30 protein-coding genes are annotated in these 25,701 nt (G+C 35.8%); 9 read left to right on the top strand and 21 right to left on the bottom strand.

The window, feature by feature from the left end; all coding sequences use genetic code 11:
* The coding region (locus QZ138_RS07755) for a zinc ribbon domain-containing protein (RefSeq protein ID WP_292888289.1) at positions 1-306 on the top strand (306 nt) is incomplete at its 5' end.
* A gap of 397 nt (positions 307-703) precedes the next feature.
* Positions 704-1,765, top strand: coding sequence for a CapA family protein (locus QZ138_RS07750; protein WP_292888286.1), 1,062 nt, complete (start codon positions 704-706; stop codon positions 1,763-1,765).
* Positions 1,766-1,911: 146 nt separating this feature from the next.
* Here the strand turns inward: QZ138_RS07750 and QZ138_RS07745 are convergent, their stop codons facing one another.
* The 6 genes from QZ138_RS07745 to QZ138_RS07720 form a co-directional block, all read right to left on the bottom strand.
* Positions 1,912-2,778 carry a radical SAM protein gene (locus tag QZ138_RS07745; RefSeq protein ID WP_292888284.1) on the bottom strand — a complete coding sequence of 289 codons (867 nt, stop codon included), beginning with the start codon at positions 2,776-2,778 and terminating at the stop codon, positions 1,912-1,914.
* 66 nt (positions 2,779-2,844) lie between these two features.
* On the bottom strand, positions 2,845-3,405 hold the full coding sequence (locus QZ138_RS07740) for a methanogenesis marker 17 protein (protein ID WP_292604525.1): 561 nt from the start codon (positions 3,403-3,405) through the stop codon (positions 2,845-2,847).
* A gap of 19 nt (positions 3,406-3,424) precedes the next feature.
* A complete protein-coding gene (locus QZ138_RS07735; protein WP_292604523.1) occupies positions 3,425-4,666 on the bottom strand; it encodes a methanogenesis marker 15 protein in 1,242 nt (413 codons plus the stop codon).
* 1 nt (position 4,667) lies between these two features.
* A complete protein-coding gene (locus QZ138_RS07730) occupies positions 4,668-5,126 on the bottom strand; it encodes a methanogenesis marker 5 protein (protein WP_292888282.1) in 459 nt (152 codons plus the stop codon).
* An 8-nt stretch (positions 5,127-5,134) separates the two neighbouring features.
* Entirely contained in the window at positions 5,135-5,605 is a 471-nt protein-coding gene (locus QZ138_RS07725) for a methanogenesis marker 6 protein (protein WP_292604519.1), read from the bottom strand.
* Positions 5,577-7,124 (bottom strand): methanogenesis marker 3 protein, encoded by a 1,548-nt coding sequence (locus QZ138_RS07720; protein ID WP_292888280.1) that lies wholly within the window; start codon positions 7,122-7,124, stop codon positions 5,577-5,579. Before QZ138_RS07720 ends, QZ138_RS07725 begins: the two co-directional genes overlap by 29 nt.
* A 128-nt stretch (positions 7,125-7,252) precedes the next feature.
* On the opposite strand from QZ138_RS07720, the gene QZ138_RS07715 reads away from it, so the two are divergent.
* Positions 7,253-7,990 (top strand): thermonuclease family protein, encoded by a 738-nt coding sequence (locus QZ138_RS07715; protein ID WP_292888277.1) that lies wholly within the window; start codon positions 7,253-7,255, stop codon positions 7,988-7,990.
* Positions 7,991-8,000: 10 nt separating this feature from the next.
* Here the strand turns inward: QZ138_RS07715 and QZ138_RS07710 are convergent, their stop codons facing one another.
* From QZ138_RS07710 to QZ138_RS07695, 4 genes are read right to left on the bottom strand one after another with little or no spacing between them, the layout of a single operon-like run.
* Positions 8,001-8,780, bottom strand: coding sequence for a DUF4013 domain-containing protein (locus tag QZ138_RS07710; RefSeq protein WP_292888275.1), 780 nt, complete (start codon positions 8,778-8,780; stop codon positions 8,001-8,003).
* Between the two features lie 9 nt (positions 8,781-8,789).
* A complete protein-coding gene (locus QZ138_RS07705; protein ID WP_292888272.1) occupies positions 8,790-9,764 on the bottom strand; it encodes a methanogenesis marker 2 protein in 975 nt (324 codons plus the stop codon).
* A 15-nt stretch (positions 9,765-9,779) separates the two neighbouring features.
* Positions 9,780-10,895: a DUF2117 domain-containing protein gene (locus QZ138_RS07700; RefSeq protein WP_292888269.1), complete on the bottom strand. Its 1,116-nt coding sequence runs from the start codon at positions 10,893-10,895 to the stop codon at positions 9,780-9,782.
* Positions 10,892-11,398, bottom strand: a complete 507-nt coding sequence (locus tag QZ138_RS07695; RefSeq protein WP_292604507.1) for a ribonuclease VapC — start codon at positions 11,396-11,398, stop codon at positions 10,892-10,894. The genes QZ138_RS07700 and QZ138_RS07695 overlap by 4 nt, the downstream gene beginning before the upstream one ends.
* A gap of 336 nt (positions 11,399-11,734) precedes the next feature.
* On the opposite strand from QZ138_RS07695, the gene QZ138_RS07690 reads away from it, so the two are divergent.
* From QZ138_RS07690 to QZ138_RS07675, 4 genes are read left to right on the top strand one after another with little or no spacing between them, the layout of a single operon-like run.
* Positions 11,735-12,526: a winged helix-turn-helix domain-containing protein gene (locus QZ138_RS07690; protein WP_292888267.1), complete on the top strand. Its 792-nt coding sequence runs from the start codon at positions 11,735-11,737 to the stop codon at positions 12,524-12,526.
* Positions 12,523-13,320 carry a winged helix-turn-helix domain-containing protein gene (locus tag QZ138_RS07685; RefSeq protein WP_292888264.1) on the top strand — a complete coding sequence of 266 codons (798 nt, stop codon included), beginning with the start codon at positions 12,523-12,525 and terminating at the stop codon, positions 13,318-13,320. The genes QZ138_RS07690 and QZ138_RS07685 overlap by 4 nt, the downstream gene beginning before the upstream one ends.
* 12 nt (positions 13,321-13,332) lie before the next feature.
* Complete coding sequence (locus tag QZ138_RS07680) at positions 13,333-13,662, top strand: winged helix-turn-helix domain-containing protein (protein ID WP_292888261.1); 330 nt, start codon at positions 13,333-13,335, stop codon at positions 13,660-13,662.
* A gap of 18 nt (positions 13,663-13,680) precedes the next feature.
* Positions 13,681-14,187 (top strand): molybdenum cofactor biosynthesis protein B, encoded by a 507-nt coding sequence (locus QZ138_RS07675; protein ID WP_292888258.1) that lies wholly within the window; start codon positions 13,681-13,683, stop codon positions 14,185-14,187.
* Between the two features lie 22 nt (positions 14,188-14,209).
* Here the strand turns inward: QZ138_RS07675 and pyrE are convergent, their stop codons facing one another.
* Entirely contained in the window at positions 14,210-14,737 is a 528-nt protein-coding gene (gene pyrE / locus QZ138_RS07670; RefSeq protein ID WP_292888255.1) for an orotate phosphoribosyltransferase, read from the bottom strand.
* The gene (locus tag QZ138_RS07665) at positions 14,737-14,967 is read right to left on the bottom strand and encodes a PRC-barrel domain-containing protein (protein ID WP_292604495.1); all 231 of its coding nucleotides are present in this window, start codon (positions 14,965-14,967) and stop codon (positions 14,737-14,739) included. The genes pyrE and QZ138_RS07665 overlap by 1 nt, the downstream gene beginning before the upstream one ends.
* A gap of 126 nt (positions 14,968-15,093) precedes the next feature.
* Between QZ138_RS07665 and xseA the strand changes: the two genes are divergently transcribed.
* Together xseA and QZ138_RS07655 are read left to right on the top strand one after the other, a co-directional pair.
* Positions 15,094-16,350: an exodeoxyribonuclease VII large subunit gene (gene xseA, locus QZ138_RS07660; protein ID WP_292888252.1), complete on the top strand. Its 1,257-nt coding sequence runs from the start codon at positions 15,094-15,096 to the stop codon at positions 16,348-16,350.
* Positions 16,350-16,568: an exodeoxyribonuclease VII small subunit gene (locus QZ138_RS07655; protein WP_292888249.1), complete on the top strand. Its 219-nt coding sequence runs from the start codon at positions 16,350-16,352 to the stop codon at positions 16,566-16,568. The genes xseA and QZ138_RS07655 overlap by 1 nt, the downstream gene beginning before the upstream one ends.
* On the opposite strand, the gene QZ138_RS07650 is transcribed toward QZ138_RS07655, so the two are convergent.
* The 9 genes from QZ138_RS07650 to QZ138_RS07610 all read right to left on the bottom strand — a co-directional run bounded on the left by QZ138_RS07650 (position 16,558) and on the right by QZ138_RS07610 (position 25,695).
* Positions 16,558-17,571 carry an adenosylcobinamide amidohydrolase gene (locus tag QZ138_RS07650; RefSeq protein ID WP_292888246.1) on the bottom strand — a complete coding sequence of 338 codons (1,014 nt, stop codon included), beginning with the start codon at positions 17,569-17,571 and terminating at the stop codon, positions 16,558-16,560. The two genes, QZ138_RS07655 and QZ138_RS07650, sit on opposite strands and share 11 nt — an antisense overlap.
* A gap of 33 nt (positions 17,572-17,604) precedes the next feature.
* Positions 17,605-19,218: a thermosome subunit alpha gene (gene thsA / locus QZ138_RS07645; protein WP_292888243.1), complete on the bottom strand. Its 1,614-nt coding sequence runs from the start codon at positions 19,216-19,218 to the stop codon at positions 17,605-17,607.
* Between the two features lie 369 nt (positions 19,219-19,587).
* Positions 19,588-20,643 (bottom strand): hypothetical protein, encoded by a 1,056-nt coding sequence (locus QZ138_RS07640; protein ID WP_292888240.1) that lies wholly within the window; start codon positions 20,641-20,643, stop codon positions 19,588-19,590.
* 332 nt (positions 20,644-20,975) lie between these two features.
* Complete coding sequence (asd, locus tag QZ138_RS07635) at positions 20,976-22,025, bottom strand: aspartate-semialdehyde dehydrogenase (protein ID WP_292888237.1); 1,050 nt, start codon at positions 22,023-22,025, stop codon at positions 20,976-20,978.
* Between the two features lie 9 nt (positions 22,026-22,034).
* Positions 22,035-22,856, bottom strand: a complete 822-nt coding sequence (gene dapB / locus QZ138_RS07630; protein WP_292888234.1) for a 4-hydroxy-tetrahydrodipicolinate reductase — start codon at positions 22,854-22,856, stop codon at positions 22,035-22,037.
* Between the two features lie 12 nt (positions 22,857-22,868).
* Positions 22,869-23,762 carry a 4-hydroxy-tetrahydrodipicolinate synthase gene (dapA, locus tag QZ138_RS07625; RefSeq protein WP_292888231.1) on the bottom strand — a complete coding sequence of 298 codons (894 nt, stop codon included), beginning with the start codon at positions 23,760-23,762 and terminating at the stop codon, positions 22,869-22,871.
* Positions 23,759-24,979 (bottom strand): aspartate kinase, encoded by a 1,221-nt coding sequence (locus QZ138_RS07620; protein ID WP_292604477.1) that lies wholly within the window; start codon positions 24,977-24,979, stop codon positions 23,759-23,761. The genes dapA and QZ138_RS07620 overlap by 4 nt, the downstream gene beginning before the upstream one ends.
* 190 nt (positions 24,980-25,169) lie before the next feature.
* Positions 25,170-25,367, bottom strand: a complete 198-nt coding sequence (locus QZ138_RS07615; protein ID WP_287411096.1) for a 30S ribosomal protein S17e — start codon at positions 25,365-25,367, stop codon at positions 25,170-25,172.
* Positions 25,354-25,695 (bottom strand): chorismate mutase, encoded by a 342-nt coding sequence (locus QZ138_RS07610; protein WP_292888228.1) that lies wholly within the window; start codon positions 25,693-25,695, stop codon positions 25,354-25,356. Before QZ138_RS07610 ends, QZ138_RS07615 begins: the two co-directional genes overlap by 14 nt.
* Between the last annotated feature and the right edge of the window lie 6 nt (positions 25,696-25,701).

The raw sequence follows: 25,701 nt of genomic DNA, 5'->3' as shown, positions 1-25,701 counted from the left end.
TCTACTATCAAGATCTTAATCGGAGGAGAGCAAAACATGATATTTCCTCTATCGCGATTCATAAAAAGACTAAAAGACAAATTCCAACTCTACAAACCCAAAGCAGACGGCGTACAATTCGTAAAACCACACAACACAAGCAGAACATGCCACCACTGCGGACACATAAACAAAAAGTTAAAAGTCAAAACACGCAACCCGGTATGTCAAAAATGCGGAAAAACACTTGATAGAGACACAAACGCAGCAATTAATATTCTAAACCGCTGGTTCAACGGAGATAGCCTGAAAAAATACTTAAATTAACCATTATTAAGTGAAAAAAAATTCAGGAATCCCCACCCTCTTTTAGGGTGGGGTGGTTCAAATTCTATCCAGTTTACTGTGAAAAAACTACTACTTAACACCCAACAAACAATTAATAAACAATAAATTGAAAAAAATAAGAATATTAGGAAAAAAATCCTAATTTTAACTAACTATTTTAAAAATTAATATTTAAAACAAATATTTGCCAAACATTATCCGAAATTTAAGCAGAAAAATTTAAAAATCAAGGTGTTGAAAAAATAGTTTACAAATTAACAGTATTTAGGATTTTACTAATTTTTAAGTATCATTAGAACAATAAATATATTCAATTGAATTTTAACTAACTTTTCAGCAGAGCAATAATGATGCAAACAGTAAAGGAGGAAATGACATGAAACTTAAACATTTGCTATTAATAGTCCTGGTGATATTGTGTGTGTTTTTGTTCTTTCTGATATCAATAGACCAATCTGACAATAGCCAAACAACAATACTAGGACCCAAGGGCGATTTTTCCATGGCCGCCACAGGAGACGTGATGTTTGCAAGAAACATGCCAGGGGTAATAAGTCAGGACTCCTCACCATTTGAAGGGGTGAAGGATGTAGTCTCAAACGTTGATTTGCTCTTGGTGAACTTTGAAAATGCAGCAACGACAACGGAAAATGCAGTTAAAGGCGATTTCCCATTTAAATGTGATCCAAGCTATGTTCCGCTTTTAAAAGTAACCAACAATACCGTTGCAGCCCTTGCGAATAACCATGCTATGGATTATGGCGTTGACGGTATGCACGATACATTGAAATATCTAAATGAATCAGGCATCTATTCAGTGGGTGCCGGAGACAATGAGGATGCCGCACACCAGCCTGTTGTTAAAAACATCAATGGCCGCAAGGTGACCATACTGAATTATATGGATGCCAATGACTTTTCAGAATATGATTATGATACAATACCTTATGCAAACGGATCCCATTTCGGCTATTCTGCTTATGACCGTGCAGATGCACAAAAACAAATCAGCGAAAACAACGATTCAGATTTGATTGTTGCAATGCTTCATTACGGAAATGAATATTCAACATCCCCAAATGACGACCAGATCAGGATATCACATGAACTGATTGATGACGGCGTGGATGTCGTAATAGGTTCCCATCCGCATGTTCCTCAGGGAGTGGAGATGTACAATGGAAAACCGATCTTTTACAGTCTAGGCAATTTCATTTTCGATATGTCAGGTGGAGATATGGACTCCACATACTTTGTGAAAATCGATTTGGTCAACAACACCGGAGAATGTACAATCTATCCGGTTTACAATTCAAATTTCCTTCCTCAGAGAATGGATGCCGAAGCGGGAAAGACATTTATAAAAGGCCTTACACCATTGCCTTCCGAATTAAATGTGACTGATGACGGAGTTGGAAAATTAAGATTTAATCCATAATATTCTTAATTTTCCCTATTTTTTATTTTTTAAATAATTTATTTTCTTATTTTACAGTTTAAAATAAGTATTAACTTAGGAATTATCCGAATCCCTAAAAAATCAGCTTTTGAATTAATGCTTAAAAAAATATTAAAAAAAAGTATTTAGTAATGACTTTGTGGAGTCATTCCTAAATGATGATCTTCGCTTTTTTTACCAGGTATTCCGTAAGCGTCAGCCCTGCATTGGGTACATGCCCTGAATACCGGAATAATCTCTTCAACCTGTTCCCTGACAGATTCCATCATCATACAGTCAGGCCTTTCGAGGTCTTTCATCTTACCTAAAGGAATCAATGGTAAAACATTCATTAAAGCCGCTCCGCGTTTTTCAACTTCACGAGCAATTTCAACGATGTGCTCATCATTGACTGTAGGAATTAAAACTGAGTTTACCTTAACAACCAATCCGTTGGCAGCTGCCTTTTCAACACCTTCCAATTGATTTTTGATTAAGATTTCAACAGCTTCACGACCTTTGTAAACCTTGCCTTCATATTTGATGAATGAATAGATTTTTTCTGCAATTTCAGGATCAACCGCATTGATTGTAACAGTCACGGAGTTCACGCCAAGTTCAGCCAATTTGTCTGCATATTTTGGCAGCAAAAGTCCGTTTGTACTCATACATTTTATTAAATCAGGCTGTTCTGTTGCCAATTTTTCAAAGAATTCAAATGTTTCTTCGTTTGCAAGTGAATCTCCAGGTCCTGCAACTCCAACAACTGCAATAGGACCGTCTGCGGTAACGTCATTAATATGAGTAATTGCATCATCAGGTTTCATAATGCATCCTGCAACACCAGGCCTGTCCTCCTCATTGTTAATGTCTCTTGTACAGAAGTTACAAAAGATATTGCATTTTGGTGCTACCGGTACATGTGCTCTTCCGACCTTATCGTGCATTTTTTCATTGAAACATGGATGTGCTCTTGTTATATGTGCAAATCTTGAACCGTTGTGTTCATTCATAATACCACTACTCCTCAATATAACATCTGTTAATTAGTATTGATACGAACAAATATATAAAGCTTTCTACATGCCCTTGTTTAATTCATCCATAAACTCATGACATTTTTCAATCCATTCGTCCTTAATTAACTCATCAGTAGCCACAACAGCCACAATATCTTCAGAAGACAAATCTTTAATGTTTTTAAAGCCTTCAGGTAAAATTCTGAAAACTGCGTCATAAATACGCCTTTGCAAATTAGAATGAGGATCATCAACAACGACAGAACTTAAATTAGTATAGTCTCCCTTAATCTCAAGCTGATATCTGTTCGGCTGATATATTTCATCCCTTGAAAATTGCATCCATAAAATTTTCAGAATGTTAGGAAGATAGTTTTCGTTATCGACCAAAATCATGGTCTTGTCATTAGCCTTATCATAAGTTAAATTAGCCACATCCTCAAATCTAATAACATTCGAAGTTTTTCTCATTTTAATGGCCAGGACAAACACAGGATCATCAGGATTCACATAAGCCTTCAAATCATCAACAGAAGCGCCTAAAACCAAATCTTGAAAGATTTGTTTGATGATGATTTCATAAACTTCAGCTCCACGCTCATCATAGCATTCAACTAACATCAAATCCACCCTTTAAAAATTATTTATCATCTTGTCTGTGTCCCATTCCGGATACTAAAAGAGCTGATCCTACAGCACCGATATGTTGAGAGTATTCAGGAACAATAACTTCGATTCCACCTAAAGTTTCACTAACCGCTTCAACAAGACCGGAAATCAAACTTGTTCCCCCTACTTGAATTAACGGTTCACGAATATCAATTTCCTGAAGTTGCTGTTCGTAAACCTGCTCGGAAACGGAGTGACATGCTGCCGCTGCAACATCTGCCTTAGATCCGCCTGCAGCAAGTGTGGTAACAAGGTCTTGGATACCGAATACAATACAGTAAGAGTTCAGCATGGCTTTTCTCCAGTCACCCTGAACAGCCAACGGCCCGAGTTCGGTAATGTCAACGTCCAGCCTGCGGGAAGTCATGTCTAAGAATCTGCCTGATGCTCCGGCACAGATACCTCCCATGGTAAAGTTATCCGGAATACCATTGTTAACGGTGATTACCTTGTTGTCCATACCACCGATATCTAAAACGGTAGCCTCTCCTTTTTGACAGTCTGCCAGATATACTGCACCTTTTGCATTGACGGACAATTCTTCCTGAATAAGTTCCGCCTTAAATTCCTGACCCATTGTGAACCTGCCGTAACCGGTGGTTCCAATACCGTCAAGGTCATCCCATCCATAATCGGTTTGTGAAAATGCTTCTGCAGCTGCGGTTTTTGCAGATTCGATGATGTCTTTTGTGGAAGTCCAACCGGTTCCGATAACCTTGTTGTTTTCCATAAGCACTGCTTTTGTAGTGGTTGAACCTGAGTCAAGTCCAAGGGTAAGGCCTTCCTGTTTTTCACGAGCAAGAATGCTTCTACGAGTAACGGTAGTGGCCAATGCTTCCATACGAATAAACAATTCGTCAGCTTTAGTTCTTTCAGTGAATGAATAGGTAACTACAGGAATACGTGTATTGTTCTGTATGAATCTTCTTACCTCATTTCTCACCAATGCCGCTTCGGCACATCTGAAACAGGTTGCAATGAATACCGCATCAGGTCTTGACCTGCCTTCAACAATGGCCATTGCCCTTGCAATCATCAATTTCAGACTTGAACTTTGAGCTGAAAATCCGAATTTTTCATAAGATTCATCAATGTAATCCAAATCAATTTCAGGAAGAACAATCTCAGCGCCAAATTTATTTGCCGCCTTTTCAATTTCCTTTTGAATTCCACTGTATTCTGTTCCGCATGAAACTAATGCAATTTTAACCATTTTATTCTTCCTCCTTAACTGTTTCTTCAAGAGAGTCTACAAAATCATTGATCTTATTTACCATCACATAGGTTTCATCCTGATTTGTAGGGTAATCTAATTCTAAAACAGGAATTCCCTTATTCCTCAGTAAAAATATTGACAGTTCATTGGTTCTTGCACAACCAATACAACCAAATCCATATGGGGCTCCGTCAACAACAATTGCAGCTTCCGCCTCATCTATAAGAGGTCCGATAATTGCCATCCTTCCACGAACACCGGAAGGAACTTCAATAGCCGCATATTTAAGTCCTTGAATCGGATCGTCTTCTGTAATATTCATTGGGGGAGAATCAATCTCCGGATCCTTTATTTTTTGCCTAATCTGTTTTTGTAAAACTAAAGGAGTATGACCTTTTCTCTCAAGTAAATCTGCTAAAATTAATGAGTTTGGAGGATAAACAGCGATTTTAACCATAATTTCACCTATTCTTCTTTATCTAAACATTCATTCATGATTTTTTCAAATTCGTCAACGCTAACTGGTTTTTTCTCTTCAATCTCTACATCTTTACGCTCTTCGAGAGCATTTGCAACAAAACCAAGTATTCTGTACTCTTTTTCCATCTGATGGAAACCTTCTCTTGGACCAAATCTATGACCTCTGCAACGTCTAGGATCGCCTGGAGCAAATCCTCTTTCCTTTGTGAAAATGTGGTTCGGGTCAAGCTTTCTTATTTCTTCAATTGCCTTGTAGACATCCTCACTTTTCCCGCTAATCATAGAACCGTAACAGGTATTCTTTATTGTGAGCGGCAAACCGAGCATATGAAACTCAGTGACAATTTCCTGTTCGCTCACATGAGCTCCCGGCCCAATAAAAATCATACGGGTAATTACATCAGGATCCCAATCTTCTTTACCCAATTCAGGACTCATGGTTAGATTCTGTGACATAAACTTCAACTCCCTCTTTTAATTTTTCAAGAATATCATAATCAGAAGTGATATCTCCAATAATATTTGTTGCCTCGAAACTTTCTGCAGTCGGACCAAATTCCACATTATCCTCAAATCTGATACCGATTAAACCGGCACTTTTTGAAGCCATGTTTGTAATACCTATTTGACCCCTAATTACCTTATCCACAGGGTTATTTTCAGGAATTAGACCTTTAGCTAATTTTTTATCCCCTTCAAATATGACAATGTGCATTCCAGGTACCGCAAAGTGAACTTTGATTTTACCGATAGGATTTTCTAAAAGTCCGGACAAGAATTTGAAGTACTTTACAGACCTTGGAGCATTATCAGTGAATTTAATGGAACATAAATCCTCTTTGTTAATTGCCTTGGTAATTACCTGACCCTCTTTCAATATATCAATTGTATGTTTTGGAGTTTGCTCGACAATGATTGCATCATCATCAACCAAACCATCTATCATGTGTTCAACACCTACAGCAGACAACATTTCTGTAGCTTCTTTTTGAGTTTTATTTAATAACATTAATCTTTGCTGCTCTGATTTAACAGTGATGAAATCATTTTCTTTTGCAATGTCAATAATCTCCATACCATTTACAATACGACCAACAGTGGTATGATTTGGAGTTAAAACTCTGTTTTCACGATAAATATATAATTTTCCTACACCCACACCATTATTCCTAACGGTGATAGTTCCTCTATTCCTCAAGGTAGTATCTTCTTTAGGTTTAATTATTCCTGCCAAGTCATAAAAACCAATGAAGGATTCGCTATCATATGAAACTTTAATTCTACCATCTTTAATAAGTGAAAATAGATGTTCTACACACACCGGAGAATCCTCATTGATTTCGAATGAAATATAAGTAAATAGTTCATTGCCCTCCTGTAGAACTGTGCTTAAGTCGGACACTGAAGCACTGTCAGTTGTTGTGCTTCTCTCGATGATCGGTTCTATGCCGGTTACCCTATCATCATCCGTCAAATTATCCAGTGTCTTTTTACCTCCGATAATGCGGGCAAAAATACCCTTATTATATGGAGGCACACTATAGACATTTGTAGTGTTTTCCTTAAGCATTATCAAATGAGTAGACTCATTACTAAAACTAGATAAACTTAAAACAACATCCCCTTCAAAATACTTATGTTCATCTGAAGTGGGTTCGAGATCAGTCACGATAGGCCCTACAGCTACTTCTGTTGGAGTGGACCATCGGATATCCAAATCAACAAAGTCCTCATATTGATTTTTCCAAACATCAACAAGAGGTTTTGCCTCCTCTGATTCGTCTAACTGAATTATTATTGAACCCTTGTTTGTTTTAATTTTATACTTGCTAATATTCTTTTCAAGTTCCTTTTTACCTTTTATTAAGCAAATAATACTTCCTGGAGTATAAGGAGCATTTGTTTCAGCAATCACGTCTTGAATTGTTGAAGCATCTGCCACTTCCACTTCTTCTCCATTAATTTTAATTAACATACAATCTCCAATAAGAATTTTTAATATTATATATATTTGATGTTATAATATAAAATAATTATTTATTTGATTTTGGAAAATTATATTAACACAAAATTATAACAATATATATTAATGGAGGGAAATTTATGCAAATCAATAAAAAACATATCTTTTCTTTGCTGATTATTTTGGTTATTGCCGCAGGGGCAATATCAATTGCCAGCGCATACACCGGAACCGGCTTTTCACACAATATTCCAAGTACAAAGTACTCCGACATGTCTGCATCAGACATTTTAAACAAATACTCAAAAACAGACTGCCATGTTGAGGAAAGCGGAGTATGTACAAATGTGGTCGACGGAGATACAATATATCTGGACAATGGCAAAAAGGTGCGTTTTGTTGGCGTGAACACACCTGAAAGAGGAGTTACAGGATATATTACATCCAAAAACTTTGTTCAAAAATTATGCCTAAACAAAAAAGTGGGATTGGACATTGATGACTCCAAACACTCAGACAAATATGGCCGTACATTGGCGGTTGTTATCGTTGATGGAAAAAACGTTAATGAAATGCTTCTAAAAGAAGGCCTCGCAGAGATAATGTACATACCTCCAAGTGAATTCTACCCATATCACTGGGCAAACAGTGACACACATACCGCAGATTCATATAATACATACAGCAATACCCATTCGGACAAGTTTTCAAGTTCCAGTGATTCCGGAAGTTATATCGGCAACTCAAATTCAGGAAAATTCCATGAATCAAGTTGCAAATGGGGCCAAAAAACCTCTGAACACAACAGAGTCTATTTCAATAATAGAAATGATGCAGTTTCACAAGGATATGTGCCATGCAAGGCATGCAATCCTTAATTTTCTTTTTTTAGAATTGCATTTCCCTTTGCAATCTTCTTAAATCATTAAGATTATTTCTGGCAATATTGGAATACACCAGTCCAACGGAATAATTACTTATACTTTCAATCACTGGAATGATAATGCCTATATAGATTAAAAATCCGACATAAGGAATAGACAGCACAAATGATGCGACAAATGAAATGACACCAATGAGAATCACCATGAGTATCAGCCATTTAATGATATTGAATATTCCGATGTTTAGGATATCTCCGATTACCTTATTAATCTTTAAAGCTTCGGACAAGCTATTGAAAAAAGCAAGTCTGGCCTTGGCGAAAAACAGGAAAAACTCAAAGAGCAAATATGTGAATACAATAAGCAGGACCATCAATCCGAGAGTTGCTATAAATGTATGAATCTGAAAGTTACGAAGCAAATCAACACTTGTCGGACCCAATAAAGTCAAAACACCAAAAAACATGACCGCCGGAACAATCATATAAACCATTCTTAAGCATAATACCCTAATCGAATCATAGACTGTATTCGTCAGATTAAATGAAGGAAAAGCAGAAGACCCTATTGAACCTGTTTTAACAATTGACAACATATATCCCGGCACAATAAGAATAAATAGAAAAAATCCAATTAATCCAATAAACATCAGATACTTATTATCCATAACCATGCCAATCGGGACAATAGCTATTAAAATGAATAAGATAAAAAGAATCGGCAATTTGGCAATGTTTCTTAAAGGATATTTAAAGGAGTTTAAAATGATCTTTCCAACATCCATGCTATCCGCTCACCTGAAAATGAAAACCGGATTTTTTTCCTGATTGAACACTTCCGCCTGTTGACCTTCATAGTTCAGATAAAGGCAATTTGAGTCAGTGACTTCTCCGACAACTTCCGCCTCAATTGAAAATCTTGAAAGATACTCCTTGATGTATTCGCAGTATTCCTGTGAAGCTGTAAATACAAAACCAGATCCCGGATATGACCTAAGCCAGTCAACCCATTCCATACTTTCATTTTTCGGAATGTCTTCCAAATTAACGACGGCCCCTTTTCTGGAAGTTTCCAAAAGCATTTCCAGAGTTCCCAATATTCCAGGATTGGAAATGTCCTTTCCGGATTTGATATAATCATTTTCAGCCAGGTATTGTACTGCAGTAATCTGGTCACGAACCAGCTGGGCATCCTTATCATATGTTGTATCCCAGTTCAGGCTGAACATTTCATGAGGCTTGCCGTCAAGGTCAATTGCAACAATTATCTTATCTCCGACTTCCGCTCCAAAACTTGTTATGATTTTATCCTTCTGTGCGATTCCTACAATTGCAACACCCAAAGAATCAACATCACCGTCCGGATGCAGGTGGCCTCCAACCATCGGAACGCCAAACTTAAGGCATCCGTCTTTTATTCCCTTCAATAAATCTTCATAGATATCATCATTGCTTATTGACATTATGTTAACCATCGCCAGTGGCTTTCCTCCCATTGCGGCAATGTCATTTACATTCACAAGCACTGAACAGTATCCTGCCCAGTAGGGGTTTACATTCATGATGTCTCCCCATATGCCGTCTGCAGCAATAAGCATTACCTGATTGTTTCCGATATCAATGGCTGAAGCGTCATCCCCAATATCTATTACAACATCTCCGGAAACATTATATGATTCCTTCAGAAGAGATATCACATTATCTATTGAGCTTTTACGGGTGACTCCTTTAAATTCTTGAATTTCTCGTACGAGATTATTAAAATCCAATTTTACACTTCCAGTTTAGTTAATATAATTAATTTTATATTTACAATTAATATTTTTTATAATTTCTTCAACTTCTACCTTTACGCCGTCAATATCTGTAAAATCATATGATTCCTGTTTGCCGTGAAAAATTTCCCTTTTAACATTTTGTCCGATGATGTCATCAAAACCGCTTTCAACCTCAAAGATTATGGAATCCTTAACCTTGAATCCATCTTCCACAACCTTATCCAAATCACCATCAGTTATTCCGATTACAGGTATATCGAACCTGTATAAAATGTCAGAGGAAATCAATGTTGTATCATCGCCGACAGTTATGACAAGACTGGAATTTCTGAACTTGTAGACATCTTCACCGGCATGATCAAGAAATGAGACAATGAAATCATCAGGCTTTCTGTTGGAAAGGACTCTCGGAGTTACTTTTGCATGCCTTAAAAGGCCGGTCTTTATGATTGCGCTTTCAAGGTCGACTTCACCGAGCTTTTCCAAACCGTGGCTTTTAAGTTCTCCCCCTACAATATCAACAATATGATTGTCCCTTGCAATCAATGTCAACTTATCGGAGTTTGTTTTTCCGATGACAACGCTGTTTACCATGATATTTTCACCGGGACTTACTCCATGAACGATTCTTTGATTGAATCCCGCATCATCCTGCCTGATGTGATTATCGTAAACCTCCTCTGGAGTTACAATGTCCAAATTTAGTTTTTGAGACAAGTCACGAGCAATTTCCAGATCGTTATTCCATGCAATGACGCTGCCATCCATTTCACCAGGACGCTCAATTTGAATCACAGGAACATCATTTTCAGAAATCTTGCCGATGAAATGATTATAAACCTTATAACCGAAAACCTGACCTGTCACATCAGATTTTCCATAATTAAGCAGGAATATAACATCAACACGCTCATCATAAAATAACTTTAAAGAATCGCTTGGCACCAGTTTGCGTGAAATGTCAATGACACCTTCCAAATTAGCGTCGATTACAGCAGTTCGGCCCATTGTCCCGCCGAGTCTGGCAGACACTTCCCCATAAGTCTTAAGCAATTCGATTAAATCTAAAGCATATCCAGAATCAATTATATTCGGACCATGAACCACAACACCAATCTTCATTTGTTCACCTTAATCCTTTTTTTGAAAATTCGAGATCCGCATATTTCACAGTCATCAAATGGATAATCCTCATCGTATTCCCTTTTACATCCTTCACAGATTTTTTTCCAATTATATATTCCCTTAATTCCTTCAGTAATTACTCCAGAATAGGGAATTTCCATGATTTTCAAGGTATTCTGAATAGTATAGTCATCGCTGATTACCTTAACGTCATGCCCCTTTTCACGCAGCATATATGCAAGTGAAATTAATTTTTTGTCAGGAATGGATAACCTTAAAATATCCCCTGAGACAGATATAATATCATTGACACGAGATATATATTCATAAGGCACATCTTGTATACATAACCTGCCTTCTTCAAGTGCCATGTCAAAAGTTAATCTGGACTTAAAGTCTTTAATTTCTTGGGTAATTTCTGGAACTGTGAAATTATTATTGGAGATAATTTTAAAACCATTAATAAAAGCTGATGCATCCAGTACATAAGTAATTTCCATGAGGTTATATTTGGATTTATAAATTAATAAAACTTAGCTATCCGAAAATATGCCTTTAGTATTCAAATCCCAAACATGTTTTGAATTGATTTGGAATAGATTTGGAATAAATTTGGAAGAAGTTTGGAACAAGTTGTGAATAAAGTTGGAACAACTTCCGAACAAATACCGAAGAAATTTGGAATAAGTTCTGAAAAACATTGGAAAATCATTAGAATAATATTTGAAGAAATTTGGAATATATTTTGAAAAAGTTATTTAAATTCAAACGACTAAATTAAAATTAACGAGAAATTTCGTGAGAATTTCTAAAATTAACTTTTGGAGAGTCAAAATATGGATACCTCAAACAACATCGACAATGATATTAAATTTCTTGCAAAATCCGAAATCAGATTAAAAATTCTAAATGAATTGGACAAACATCCCGACAATGTTCAAGGACTTGTCAAAAAGACAAATATTGCTTATAGCTCCGTTTCAAGCAATATTGGAAAATTAGAAAATCATGACTACATAACCAAGGTCGAAAATAAGTACTACATAAATCCAATGACACAAGTGTACTACAAAACACTGATGGACTTTAAAAACAGCGTTGAACTGGTAAATGACTATGATTCCTTCTGGAACAAGCATAATCTAAATCAGCTGAGCATCACATCAATCAAAAGAATCACTGATTTAAAAAACTCCAAACTGATCGAAACAACACCAATTGACATCTACAAAACACACAACACTATCAAAAATCAGATAATGAATTCAAAAAACATCAAGGCAATATTTCCATATCTTCATCCGGAATACCCTAACCTGATTGAAGGCATTTTGAAAAACAATGGAACAGTGGAGCTGATTGTTCCAAAAAGCATATTCAAGGAACTTCTCTTTCGTGTCAACGATAACGTGAGAAGAAAAGCCCTTAGATATAAAAAACTAAAGGTCTACAGCTTTAAAAATGATTTGAATTTATATTTAACTATATGTGATGAAAACATGAGTTTAGGACTATTTAAAAATGACGGCAGCTTCGACCAAAACAGGGTCCTCGTTTCCAATGACGAGCAATCCCATGAATGGGCAGAGGAATTATTTAACCACATAAAAAAACAGGTGAAAGAATGAGCACTGCAGAAGCGAAAAAAGAATTGGCAAAAGAGTTCAGCGGTGTCAAATACATACTGACCTCAGGCATGAGATCAAAGCTGCTTTTGGCAATATATGACGGTCCTAAAAACTTGGACGAATTAAGGAATGAGTTGAAAAAACCTTCCGCAACAATATTGCATGGATTGAAGGAGTTGGAAACCATAAACCTAATCAGGAAAGTTCAAAAGTATTATGAACTGACATCCAATGGTTTTCTATTGACAACAAATATGGTGAAGCTCATTGAGAACTGGTACGCCATCAACAAAAATAAGCTGTTCTGGAATAGTCATGATCTGGACGGAATACCTGATGATGTGCTGAAAGACGTTTATCTTTTAAAAGATGCAGAATATGTCGCTTCAACAACAAGTGATTTGTCAAATGCATTCAATACATATATCAAATTGATTTCAAAGGCAAAAAAATTAAAAATAATCTTTCCGATTTATTCAGAAAATCATTTTAAACATTTAATCAAGCTTTTAAATGGTAAAAAATTAAAAAAATTGGAGTTGATAGTTAGTGAAGAAATTTTAAAATCAATTGAAGAAAATGAGATGCTTAAAAAAGAACTGATTAATAATAAAAAAGTGAAAATCGAATGTGTTGAAAGAAAATTGAAAGTCTTTTTAACATACAGCGAGGATTTCATGGCACTGACGCTATTCTTTAAAGACGGTCACTATGATGATTCCCAAATTTTAATCGCAAAAGATAAAAATGCGATAAAATGGGCAAAGGTATTAGATAATACCTATAAAAAATAATGGAGGGGAAAAATGACAAGTGTCCAAGAAACTTTGTCAAGTTGGGATTTATTTGAAATAAAAGACAAAGAACTCTTAAATTTTTTAGTAGGAAGAGAAGGTGGAAAAACCAGCATTTTAATTCTGGATTTGATCCTTGAAAAACCATACAACAGAAATCAACTAGCAAGACAATTAGGACTAGATTACAATACAATAAACTACCACATAAAAATTATGTGCGCACATGACTACATTACAGCAGAACGATTTGAGAAAAGTGTCTTCTACTATCCAAGTGAAAAATTTAATAATATACAAAAAGAATATAGGTTATTAAAAAAATATGTTCTAAACAGATAAATTAAGTGGAGAATTTATATGAAAAGTGAAACTACTGAGCAGCACAAAAAAATATCATCTAATGACATTACCTGTGGAATAATAACTCTTAGCGATAGCAGAAAATCTGAAAAATTGGATTTGTCAGGCAAAATAATCTCTGAAGAAATCGAATCCAGATACACTCTGAAAGCTAAAAGCCTAATTCCTGACGAAAAGGATGAATTAACCGATACCATAAATAAAATGATTAATGAAGGTATTGACGTGATTCTCACAACAGGAGGCACAGGTCTGGATGCCAGAGACATCACTGTTGAAACAGTGGAATCACTTTTCGAAAAAAAAATAGACGGGTTTGGAGAACTGTTCAGATTCAAGTCTTATGAGGAAATCGGCGCTGGCGCCCTTCTTTCAAGAGCAACAGCCGGAGTTTACAAAAAGACACTGATATTTTCCATGCCCGGATCTCCAAATGCTGTAAAAACAGCATTGAGTTTAATAATTGATGAACTTCCACATTTTGTTCATCATGTAAATAAATGATGAAATTTTTTTCATCATTTTTTTAATCAAAAAATTCATTGACAGTTATTAAAGGTTCTAAGGTTATCCCTTCTTTTTCAAACGCTTCAATAGCACCTTCCTGTCTGTCAACCACAACAAATGCCCTGACAACCTTACCGCCATTTTCCTGAATAGCTTTTATTGCCTTTAGAAGTGATCCTCCAGTAGTGGAAACATCTTCAACAACAATGACATTATCATCAGGGTTTAATTCACCTTCAATTAATTTGGATGTGCCGTAGCCTTTCTTTTCCTTACGAATCATCAGCAGAGGAAGTTTGGATTCCAATGAAACTGCTGTGGCGATTGGAACTGCACCTAAAGCAGGTCCTGCAACTTTATCAACGTTTTCATCCTTAATTTTTTCTGTAATCAGTTTTGAAATGGTGGACAATATTTCAGGCTCGGTTATTGCCTTTTTCATATTGATGTAGTAATTGCTTTTCTTTCCGGAAGATAATGTAAAATCGCCTTCAAGAAATACTTCATTTTCCTTTAACAATTCAATTAAATGCTCTTTTGAAATCATTATAAATCATCTTCGCCTTTAAGTAAAATTTTATCACCGATGACCTTAACAAGCTCCATCGGAACTAGATTTTCACTAGCTTTGATTTGTTCAGAAAATCCGGTTTTTTTAAGTACCAAATCAGTGATTTCATATGTATCCTTATCCAAGACAACATCAGAAACCTTGCCGACAATCTGAATGTCTGCATCGAGAACTTCTTTTCCAAATAATTCATCTCTTATTCTCATAAAAAACACCTTTTAATATTACATAGTTTTTAATATTAATTAATTGTTTCTAAAAAACGAGCCGAAAAAGCAAAATTGTATTAAATAGTAACAATATAATAACAATATTGATTTCAAGGTGAACATATGGAAGAGAAAACTTTCAGCGTATCGGAAATTAATTCTTATCTCAATAAGAAGTTTAAAGGAGATCCGAATCTAAAAAATATTTATGTCAAAGGTGAAATTTCCAATTATAAGACTTATCCAAGTGGGCACAGCTATTTCACTTTAAAGGACGAGGATTCACAGATTCCTGCAGTGTTCTTTAAATTTTACAAAAACAGATCACTCACCTTTGAACCCAAAGACGGCATGAAGGTTATTGTTAAAGGTAAAATTGAAGTTTACGAAAAGGATGGAAAATACCAGTTATACGTCACTAAAATTACTGAAGACGGAATAGGAATCCTATATGCCAAATATGAACAGCTAAAAAAGGATCTCGAAAGAGAAGGATTATTTGATGATGCCCATAAAAAAGAAATACAAAAGTATCCTAAAAGAATTGGAGTGGTGACCGCTCAGACCGGAGCCGTCATAAAAGACATAATCACCACAGTCCAAAGAAGATATCCGATTTGTGAAATACTATTATTTTCAACATTGGTTCAGGGCAACATGGCCGCTCCACAAATAGTAAGACAAATTAAAAATGCTCAAGAATATGATATAGACACACTCATTGTAGGTCGTGGAGGAGGAAGCATTGAAGATTTATGGCCTTTCAACGAAGAGATTGTGGCCCGTGCAATTTATGATTGTAAAATCCCTGTCATAAGTGCAGTAGGTCATGAAACAGATTACACAATATCTGATTTTGTAGCAGATAAAAGAGCTCCTACACCGACAGCCGCAGCGGAATTTGCTGTTCCGAATATCAGGGAGGTCAAAAACAATGTCAACCAACTTTCCAATAGACTCAACATGAGCATTGAAAACAAACTATTTGAAAATAGGACCCGATTGGAAAACATTTCCCAGAAGAATGTTTTGAAAAATCCGGAATCCATCTACGAAATTAAGGGAATGCATTTAGACAATCTGATTAACAAATTAGACTTTACATCCAAAAGCATAATTTCACAGAATAAAAATAGACTATTTAAGCTAGAAAACTCCATTGTTTTAAAAAAGCCCGAGGAAATAATAAAACCAAAAAAAGAAGCATGCTTAAAAAATATTAACAAACTAGAAGTTTTAAATCCACTTTTAACACTGAAAAGAGGATACACAATGGCTAAATCTGGAGACAAAGTAATTTCTTCAGCAAAGGAAGTTAGCTCCGGAGATGAGCTTGATATTGAATTTGATGACGGAACTGTAAATACAAAGGTGATATAATGCAAGATTTAAGTTTTGAAGAAAGTTTAGAAAAATTAGAGGAAATCGTGAACAGATTAGAAAATGGAGATGTCCCATTGGACGATGCAATAGACGAATTCAACAAAGCAATGCAACTTGTAAAAGTATGCAATGACAAATTAAATTCCGCCGAAGAGGCAATTGCAAAAATTGTTCAGGAAAACGGCGAACTTATAGAATTCAACTCTAATGAATGAAATGGTTAATCCAATATTCCAATAATGCCCTTATTGGATAACTATTACTTTTTTCTTTTAATTTTAACGCCAACTCATAGGCATCCTGTTTTTCAACTAGATTATTGTCCACTTCATCTATCAAGTTTAAAATTGATGTTGTTATTGCAACGTTATCCTGTTTTCTTGCATCAATCCTCAACTGTCTGATGAATTCAAATTTATCGCAATCCAGATTATCATAAAACTCATTTATATCTAATGAATACCTATTAAGACGAACCAAAACATTTGACTGAGAACTGTTAGTAATCCAAACCTGTTTTTTTATGGCCTTAGGAATCGCTTCGATGACAGCCTTTCCAATCAATTCCCCCAGCTTGGAATGTTTACCTGCATTAGTTAGCTTATTGTGTGAATCTGCATTTGAAAATATTGCCACTCCGTCAGTTCCAGTTCCTGTTGCATATCCATTTGAATATTGGGAAGGAATCCTTAAATTGTTTAATGCTACTGTTTTCGATTCAGTTACTGTCATCAGCGCTTCGGTTAATGTTGATTCATCCAAAAATACGTTTGTCAATAGTATGATGTTTATTGTTCCAAAGTGAAACTTTCCATTATCTTCCCAATAGGAAGAGGGATCTCCTGCCCTTGATGCATTTGTTCTAACACCAGCAGTAGCCAAGGTAGTCACTTCAATATTTTTGAATTTCTTTGAAACGATGCTTGTGTTCTTCATATCTGCAAACGTAATCAGACCGGTGGAACGGTTATGGTCAATGTTTAATGATTCACATTCATTGATCAGATAATCCCTGACGTCATGATTTTCCAGATAATCAATCTTTTCCTGTGACAAATGCTGATTAAAAACAGATTTGTATAGGTCATTTGTTCCGGCATTGAGCTTGGATGTTGAAATTCCATTGCGATTAACGCCAAAATTAATTAAAATAGTATCATTCAAGTAAAAAACTTCATCATTGTTTGATGTTTTAAAAACAAGTCGATTTGAATACATGAAAAAAAATAAAAAAGAGTGATGTAAAAAGATTTACATCATTGGAGGCATTCCACCAGCCATGGATGGGTCCATACCCATGTCTTCAGGGCCTTTTGTGGATGCGATTACATCATCGATTCTTAAAATCATTTCAGCTGCTTCGGAAGCAGATTGGATAGCTTGTTTTTTGACACGTTTAGGTTCAATAACTCCAGCTTCTTTCATGTCTGCTACTTCACCAGTGAATACATCTAATCCCATGTAGAAGGATTCTTCTTGTGCAGCTCTTAAGTCCACTAATGAGTCGATGCTGTCTAAACCTGCGTTTTCAGCTAAGGTTTTTGGTACGATTTCTAAAGCTTCTGCAAATGCGTTTACAGCTAATTGTTCTCTGCCGGAAATGGATTCAGCATAGTCTTTGAGTTTTTTAGCCATTGCGATTTCAGGAGCTCCTCCACCAGCGACAACTTTGTCGTCTTCTACGGTAGCTGCTACAACACCTATTGCGTCTTCGATTGCTCTTACGATTTCGTCAACAATGTGTTTGGTACTTCCTCTTACGAATAAGGTTACGGATTTTGCACCGGAACATTCTTCTACGAAAATCATTTCTTCACCGGAGATTTTTCTTTCTTCTACGGTTCCAGCAATACCTAAATCGTCAGCGGTTAAGTCATCTAAGTTGGTGATGACGTTAGCGCCGGTTGCTCTGGATAATTTTTCGATGTCTGATTTTTTAACTCTTCTTACAGCTAAAACACCTGCTTTGGATAAGTAGTGTTGTGCTAAGTCATCGATACCTTTTTGTGCGAATAATACGTTTGCTCCAGCATCAACGATTTTGTTGACCATGTCTTTGACCATTTTTTCTTCTTGTTCGATGAATGCTTGCATTTGAGCAGGATCGGTAATAGTGATTTCAGCATCCATTTCGGTTTCTTTAACTTCTAATGGAGTGTTGATTAATGCGATTTTTGCATCTTTGATTTCAGCTGGCATACCTGGGTGTACTCTTTCTTTGTCTACAATTACACCTTCAACTAAGTTGGATTCTTCAACAACTGCTCCATCTTTTTTCTCGATTTTGATGTTGTCAGTGTCGACACTGCCGTCTTCTTCAGCTACAGCTTCTACAGCATCTACGATTAATTTTGCTAATGGTTCACGTGCAGCTTCAGTTCCTTTACCTGTCATAGCAGTCATAGCCACTTTGAGTAAAATTTCGGAATCGACATCATCGATTGCAATTTCATCTAAGATTTCTTGTGCTTTTTCTGCTGCTTTTCTGTATCCCATAGCAATGATAGTTGGGTGAATGTCAGAATCTAATAATCCTTCGGATTTTTTCAATAATTCTCCAGCAATGATTACTGCAGTAGTAGTTCCGTCACCGACTTCGTCTTCTTGGGTTTTTGCTACTTCTACGAGCATTTTTGCTGCTGGGTGTTCAATATCCATTTCTTTTAAGATAGTTACACCGTCGTTGGTTACTACAATGTCACCAAGTCCGTCAACTAACATTTTGTCCATTCCTTTTGGACCTAAAGTAGTTCTTACAGTTTCAGCTAATACTTTACCAGCTAAAATGTTATTTCTTTGAGCATCTCTGCCGACAGACCTGTTAGTACCTTCAGGTAAAATAAAAATTGGTTGTCCTTGTGCCATAAATAATCACCTTTTTTTAATTTTTAAATAATTAGATCAGTTTTTATAATATCAACATGAGAAAATAAGTTTTAGTGTTGACAAAACCTTTCTACTTAATACATGAGTTTGAGGTTATATAAATACTTTGTGGTATAAAGTAAATTCAAGTAAGAAAAAGATTCGAAGGGGAAAATTCAATGAAAACATCACCCCACAAATATCAAAATACCAATTGATAATATTGAAAGTTGCTCTCAAACATGTGAAATCATCAATAGGAAAATCAACCAAATGAAATGTTGGTCATGAAATTTGGGAATAATATTAGGATAGATAGATGTTGACACGAAAATTAATTAAAAAAAATAAAGAAGAGATTAGGCAGAATTATCTACCTTGTTTTTTCTCCAACCTGAATGGAGGAGTGGTCTCTTGAGTTTCATAAGCTTCCTGCTCTTCCTGCAATTCATTGAAGAAAGCATTGATTTCTTCTAATCTTTTAATCTTATCGTCTTTTCTTTGAAGCTCATTTTTAAGTTTCAGGTACTCTTCACGTGAAATGGTTTGTTCCTTCAAGTAACGAAGTTCACTTTCACGGGCATTGAGCTCAGTTTGCAATTGATTTTGAAGATTTACATAATCCTCTTTAGGGATAGATCTTTCTCTTAGATATTTAATTTCACTGTCTCTTGCATCAATTTCATTGTCAAATCTGGATTTAAGTGAAAAATAATCATCTTTAGGAACTGTACTTTCTTTCAGATTCGCGATTTGGCCATCCAAGGTCTTAATTTCGGAATCAAATTTGGACTGCAAATCATCGTACTCAGCTTTAGGGATAGTGTTTTTTCTTAAATTATCAATTTCGACGTTCATCGCATTGAGTTCAGATTCGAATTGAGTTTGAAGGGATATATATTCATCTTTAGGAATTGTTTGCTGTTTTAAAATGTCTAACTCACCGTTAATCTTTTCAATTTCACTTTCCTTAATGCGAATCTCATTATTCTTAAGCTCAATTTCCTTTTCAAGTTCCAATATTTGAGCCTGTGATTCAACGTCATTTTCCAGTTTGAGCACTTTGATTTTATATTCATCAATAGTCCTAGAAAGAGTATTAATTTGGGCTTCTTTTTCTGCAATGCTTTTGTAAGACTCATTTAATCTTTCATTAACATCAGACAACTCTTTTTTCTTATAATCACGAAGTTGCTCTGCAAAATATTCTTTAATATCATCAAGAGAATTATTCACATAATCAAGTTCATAGATTCTGTCTTCCTGATTCTTGATTAGAATATCCTTCTCCTGCATCTCTTTTTTCAAAAGATTTATTTCGTCTTCAGCTTTAAATTTAATAACAGAAACTTCTTTTTCCTTATCTACAATATCTTGTTCGAGTTCTTTTATCCTTTGGGGAGTGTTATCGTTTGCTCGTTCCACTTCAAGCTCAGTTAATTCATATTTCAGTTGATTAAGCTCTAATAGGCAAGACCGAATTAAAGATTGTAGTGTATCTTTTTCAGCATCAATTCCTATTTCCATTCTATCCCTTAGTTAACATTTTATCCCAATATCGATTTCAAATTATTAATTTTTTATTAATTTGAAAACTCCGATATATTGTACAATATAATTCCTTGATATAAAATATTTCTTTTATACTATTTAAATTAAACCCTTAAATTAACTAAAAAATAAAACAAAAAACATATAGAAAACAAATAGAAAAATCAGTAAAAATTAAAAAAAATAAGAAAAATAAATGGATAAAATTAGAGTATTTTATCATTTATTAATTCAGCATTCAATATTGATGCTCCAGCCGCACCACGAATAGTGTTGTGACCAACTAAAACATATTTGAAACTGTTGTCGAATGCAGCATCTTTTCTGAGTCTCCCAACAGTTACAGCCATACCATTACTTGCATTTCTGTCCATTCTTGGTTGCGGCCTGTCGGATTCTTCTTTAACAATAACCGGATTTTCAGGAGCTGAGAATAAATTCAACTCTTGTGGCAAACCTTTAAAGTTTGACATTTTATCACCCACATCGGCAATGTCAAAATCATCAGCCAACTCAATAAATACCGCTTCAGTATGACCATCAATAACAGGCACCCTATGACATGACGCACTTAATTTGAAATCTGCTTTGACTACATCATTACCGTCATATTTACCCAGCAGATATAATGATTCGCTTTCCATTTTTTCTTCTTCCCCACCAATGTAAGGAACAAGATTATCAACAATAGCCATTGATGGAACGCCGTTATAACCTGCACCGGACACTGCTTGCATGGTTGATACCCTAACTGATTTAACATCAAAATTATCAACAATAGGTTTTAATGTTAATGCAAGCGCAATAGTTGAACAATTTGGATTAGTTACAATGAATCCGTCCCAGTCATTTTCCTTTTGCTGAGCATCTATCATGTCTAAACATTCAGGATTGACTTCAGGAATCACCAATGGAATGTTTTTCTTCATCCTGTGTGCACTGGCATTACTTGCAACAACATAATCCTTAGCATATTCTTTTTCAACAGTAAGCGCAAAATCAGCCGGGAGAGATGAAAATACAATATCCACATCATCATCCATAGCCTTAGGATCAGTTTCAATAACTTCAATATCCTTTACTGATTCCGGCATTTCATTATCCATATACCAAGTTGTGGCATCCTCATATCTTTTACCTGCAGATCTTGAAGAAGCAGCAAGTGCAGTCACTTTAAAATCAGGATGATTTTCAAGCAATTGAATAAACCTTTGGCCAACCATTCCAGTTGCGCCAAGTACTCCTACATTTACCATATTTAACACCTATTCTAATCCTAAAACATCATTCATACTGCTGACAATACCTTTTTCAGCATTTGGAATGTATCTGATAGCCCTGATTACACCAGCAATAAATACTTCCCTTGTATGTGCCTGGTGTTTGAGCTCTATTCTTTCACCATCACCCACAAACATTACGGTGTGGTCTCCAACAATGTCTCCACCACGGATAGCATGAACACCGATTTCTTCAGGAGTTCTTTTTCCGACCAAACCGTGTCTTCCGTAAACTCCAACCTCTTCAGTGTCACGGCCAAGCTCTTCAGCTATTACTTCAAAGGCAGTCATAGCTGTTCCTGACGGTGCATCCTTTTTCTGATTGTGGTGAGCTTCAATAATTTCAATATCAAAATCATATAACAATGGAGCCAGTTTCTTTAAAGTATTGAAGAATACGTTTACCCCAATAGCCATGTTTGATGAGATTACTGCAGGAACATTGTTGTCCTTTACATTCTGAATGTTTGACTGCATCTGTTCATCGCTGAAACCGGTAGTTCCAACAACTACTCCCACCCCACATGATGTTGCGGTTTTAATTGTTTCCACGGCAGCATGTGCGATTGTGAAATCAACCAACACATCAGGTTTTGAATCCTTCAAGGTTTCTTCCAATTTTTCAGAGCCAGTAATTTCAACTCCAAGTTCATCGATTCCGGCCTGAAGACCTGCATCTTTACCTGCTAAAGGAGTGTTTGGCATTTCAATAGCCGCAACTACTTCCATATCGTCTTGTTCTGTAATTTTTCTAATAATTCCGGAGCCCATTCTTCCTGCAGCTCCAGTCACTGCTACTTTAATCATATTATTACCTATTTATATTAATTCAGAATATTTTAATGCTTTTTTAAGAACTTCAAGATTTTCCGGTTTCATTTCAGCCAATGGCTGTCTTAAAGGTCCTGAAGGCAATCCCATAAGGTTCATTGCAGTTTTAACAGGAACAGGATTGGTTTCAATGAAAAGTGCCCTAATCAATTCGACCATTTCATAGTGAAGTTCCATAGCTCTTGTATAATCATCATTCAAGATACTGTCAACCATCAATACCATTCTTCTTGTATCTATATTTGCAGAAGCGGAAATTACACCTGTTGCACCGACTGCCATGAGAGGTAATGTCAATGAGTCTTCACCTGAAAGGATATTGAATTCATCTTCAAGCCCTTCATGAGTAAGTGCCCTGTAAATGTCTGAAACCTTGTCCACACTTCCGCTAGCTTCTTTAACAGCATCAATTCCATCAATCTTTGCCAGTTCCACGATAGTGTCAACATCCATATTGAGTCCTGTACGGGAAGGTACGTTATAAGCCACAATAGGAATGTCTGCAGCTTCGGCAACAGATCTGTAATGTTCAATAACTGCATGCTGTTGCGGTTTGTTGTAATATGGAGTGATCAACAATGCTGCATCTGCACCCGCATCAACAGCATATTGGGTTAAAGAAATAGCTTCTGAAGTTGCATTACTTCCGGTTCCTGCTATAGTTTCGACTCTTCCATTGACTTCATCAACAAGGATGTCAATGATTTTTTGATGTTCTTCATGATTAACTGTAGCAGATTCACCGGTGGTGCCTGCACCGACCAAACCTGATACGCCCTTTTCGATTAGATAGTTTATATTTGATCTAAAACCTTCTTCATCAATTTTCAAATCTTTTGTGAATGGTGTTACCATTGCAACATATGTTCCTTCAAAATTCATTCTAAAACCTCTTTAATTAATTCACGTGCTTTTTCACCATCTTCCCAGTTGACAAATAATACAATCGCTGTTTGTGATGAAATAATCTCGACAATATTGATTTCATTTTTTCTGAGTGGTTCTGTAATATCTGAAATTATTCCCGGAGTGTCAATAATATCAGGGCTTACAAATGTAATCATAGCTGTGTCTCTTCCCAATGATAGGGAACTCAATACATCAGTGTCCACAACAACCTGATGCAATAAATGATATGCCTTGTTGGAATCGGATTTATCTACAAATGTTGTAATTGAATTCTGACCTGCTGAAATGCCAAAAATGTTAATGTCTGATTCAGCCAGGCTTCCGGATAACTGCGCAATCAATCCGGTTTTTTTAAGCATTGCCTCACCAACAATGGCTATAAGTGAAATAGGGTTATTATACATAGTTACACACTTCAACATGTCTCCCTCAAAAGGGCCTACAATACGTGTTCCCTTTGAAGACAGGTCTCCATGAGCGAAATTGATAATTTTTGCAGAAATGGATGGATCTTTATATTTTAATGCATGAGGATGCAGGACCTGCGCTCCATGAGTGGCCAAATCCCTCATTTCCTCAACTGAAATTTCATCAAGCAGTTGAGCCTCTTCAATTTTATTCGGATCGGTTGACATCACACCTTCAACATCTGTTACGATGACAACCTCAGATGCATCCAGACAGTGCCCAAGAAGGAATGCTGTAATGTCGCTTCCACCCCTTCCCAGAGTGGTGACTTCGCCGCTTGGACCCTGGCCTAAAAATCCGCAAACAACAGGTATGATTCCTTGGCTGACAAGATTTTTAATTCCTTCCGCCTTTTTGGTAGTGGTATTGAAATCAATGCTTGCCTCTAAGGAATTGGAATCTGTTACAATCGGCCATAATTCATGATATGGGTCAATATATTCTGACTTGACTCCTAAAGATTCAATAGTTGCTGAAAATAATCTAACACTAGTCAGTTCACCCATGGCCATTATTTCTGCCTTCTGTTTATCGGTTAAACTAGTGCCAACAGCCTCATCAGATAACCCGATGAGTTCATCGGTAGTCTTGTTTACTGCTGAAACTACAACTACTACCTGATTCCCTTTCATATACTCATTTACTACGGACTGCGCCGCTTTTTTAATTCTGGAACCGTCACCAACCGAGGTTCCGCCAAATTTTGCTACTATCAAATCCATTAAGTTCACCTATTTCTTAAAAACTATTCATAGAAAATTTGTTCAGCATATCAACTAAACAAAATATTCATATATATTTCTATTTAATCGTATTAATATACTTTAATTAAAATATGGATATTGATAATTAAAAAGAGTAAATTAAAAAAAAGAGTTTTATAAAAAAAGAGTAAAAAAATATGAAAAAAGCTTAGTCTTGGGTTTGTTCTAACCTTACAAGCCTTGTAACATATCCTGCAATTTTATTTCTTAAATGTTTAGTACTTACAGTAGAGTATTCTTGTACTAATTTTTTATTTTCTTCAAAATCAGTAGTGAAAACACCTTTATGAGTTTCAATAAGTTCTTTTGCTAAACGTTTAACAAATGAAGTTCTAATATTGCCCATCAACATTCCTCCTTAAAATTTCTTTCTGCTCATTTTTACTTAAAATTGTTAGCATATTTACGATTTGATCAATAATAACAACATCAAGATCCTTTTCCTTAGCCAACTTCTCGATTTTCTCATGGACTACCTTTTCCCGACTTTCATCATAAATAGGCATGCCAAGATATTGCTTAGAAAAGACAATACCCTTTGCAAGAGAAGTTCTCTCGGAAATTAAATCACATAACTCATTATCAATTTCATCAATACGCATTCTGGATTCTTCGAGAAGTATTCTTGCTTCTTTTTCATTTTCAAAAGATATTTCGTCATTATTACTTTTCAAAAAATC

This window comes from Methanobrevibacter sp. UBA212, from assembly GCF_905233225.1.
Classification (GTDB): Archaea; Methanobacteriota; Methanobacteria; order Methanobacteriales; family Methanobacteriaceae; genus Methanocatella.
This window is presented reverse-complemented; position numbering and strand designations above follow the sequence as displayed.

Excerpts from the sequence above, each read along its gene's own strand:
- QZ138_RS07750 (WP_292888286.1), top strand. The coding sequence starts at position 704 with ATGAAACTTAAACATTTGCTATTAATAGTCCTGGTGATATTGTGTGTG.
- QZ138_RS07745 (WP_292888284.1), bottom strand. The coding sequence starts at position 2,778 with ATGAATGAACACAACGGTTCAAGATTTGCACATATAACAAGAGCACAT.
- QZ138_RS07740 (WP_292604525.1), bottom strand. The coding sequence starts at position 3,405 with ATGTTAGTTGAATGCTATGATGAGCGTGGAGCTGAAGTTTATGAAATC.
- QZ138_RS07735 (WP_292604523.1), bottom strand. The coding sequence starts at position 4,666 with ATGGTTAAAATTGCATTAGTTTCATGCGGAACAGAATACAGTGGAATT.
- QZ138_RS07730 (WP_292888282.1), bottom strand. The coding sequence starts at position 5,126 with ATGGTTAAAATCGCTGTTTATCCTCCAAACTCATTAATTTTAGCAGAT.
- QZ138_RS07725 (WP_292604519.1), bottom strand. The coding sequence starts at position 5,605 with ATGTCACAGAATCTAACCATGAGTCCTGAATTGGGTAAAGAAGATTGG.
- QZ138_RS07720 (WP_292888280.1), bottom strand. The coding sequence starts at position 7,124 with ATGTTAATTAAAATTAATGGAGAAGAAGTGGAAGTGGCAGATGCTTCA.
- QZ138_RS07715 (WP_292888277.1), top strand. The coding sequence starts at position 7,253 with ATGCAAATCAATAAAAAACATATCTTTTCTTTGCTGATTATTTTGGTT.
- QZ138_RS07710 (WP_292888275.1), bottom strand. The coding sequence starts at position 8,780 with ATGGATGTTGGAAAGATCATTTTAAACTCCTTTAAATATCCTTTAAGA.
- QZ138_RS07700 (WP_292888269.1), bottom strand. The coding sequence starts at position 10,895 with ATGAAGATTGGTGTTGTGGTTCATGGTCCGAATATAATTGATTCTGGA.
- QZ138_RS07695 (WP_292604507.1), bottom strand. The coding sequence starts at position 11,398 with ATGGAAATTACTTATGTACTGGATGCATCAGCTTTTATTAATGGTTTT.
- QZ138_RS07690 (WP_292888267.1), top strand. The coding sequence starts at position 11,735 with ATGGATACCTCAAACAACATCGACAATGATATTAAATTTCTTGCAAAA.
- QZ138_RS07685 (WP_292888264.1), top strand. The coding sequence starts at position 12,523 with ATGAGCACTGCAGAAGCGAAAAAAGAATTGGCAAAAGAGTTCAGCGGT.
- QZ138_RS07680 (WP_292888261.1), top strand. The coding sequence starts at position 13,333 with ATGACAAGTGTCCAAGAAACTTTGTCAAGTTGGGATTTATTTGAAATA.
- QZ138_RS07675 (WP_292888258.1), top strand. The coding sequence starts at position 13,681 with ATGAAAAGTGAAACTACTGAGCAGCACAAAAAAATATCATCTAATGAC.
- pyrE (WP_292888255.1), bottom strand. The coding sequence starts at position 14,737 with ATGATTTCAAAAGAGCATTTAATTGAATTGTTAAAGGAAAATGAAGTA.
- QZ138_RS07665 (WP_292604495.1), bottom strand. The coding sequence starts at position 14,967 with ATGAGAATAAGAGATGAATTATTTGGAAAAGAAGTTCTCGATGCAGAC.
- xseA (WP_292888252.1), top strand. The coding sequence starts at position 15,094 with ATGGAAGAGAAAACTTTCAGCGTATCGGAAATTAATTCTTATCTCAAT.
- QZ138_RS07655 (WP_292888249.1), top strand. The coding sequence starts at position 16,350 with ATGCAAGATTTAAGTTTTGAAGAAAGTTTAGAAAAATTAGAGGAAATC.
- QZ138_RS07650 (WP_292888246.1), bottom strand. The coding sequence starts at position 17,571 with ATGTATTCAAATCGACTTGTTTTTAAAACATCAAACAATGATGAAGTT.
- thsA (WP_292888243.1), bottom strand. The coding sequence starts at position 19,218 with ATGGCACAAGGACAACCAATTTTTATTTTACCTGAAGGTACTAACAGG.
- asd (WP_292888237.1), bottom strand. The coding sequence starts at position 22,025 with ATGGTAAATGTAGGAGTACTTGGCGCAACTGGAATGGTTGGCCAAAGG.
- dapB (WP_292888234.1), bottom strand. The coding sequence starts at position 22,856 with ATGATTAAAGTAGCAGTGACTGGAGCTGCAGGAAGAATGGGCTCCGGA.
- dapA (WP_292888231.1), bottom strand. The coding sequence starts at position 23,762 with ATGAATTTTGAAGGAACATATGTTGCAATGGTAACACCATTCACAAAA.
- QZ138_RS07620 (WP_292604477.1), bottom strand. The coding sequence starts at position 24,979 with ATGGATTTGATAGTAGCAAAATTTGGCGGAACCTCGGTTGGTGACGGT.
- QZ138_RS07615 (WP_287411096.1), bottom strand. The coding sequence starts at position 25,367 with ATGGGCAATATTAGAACTTCATTTGTTAAACGTTTAGCAAAAGAACTT.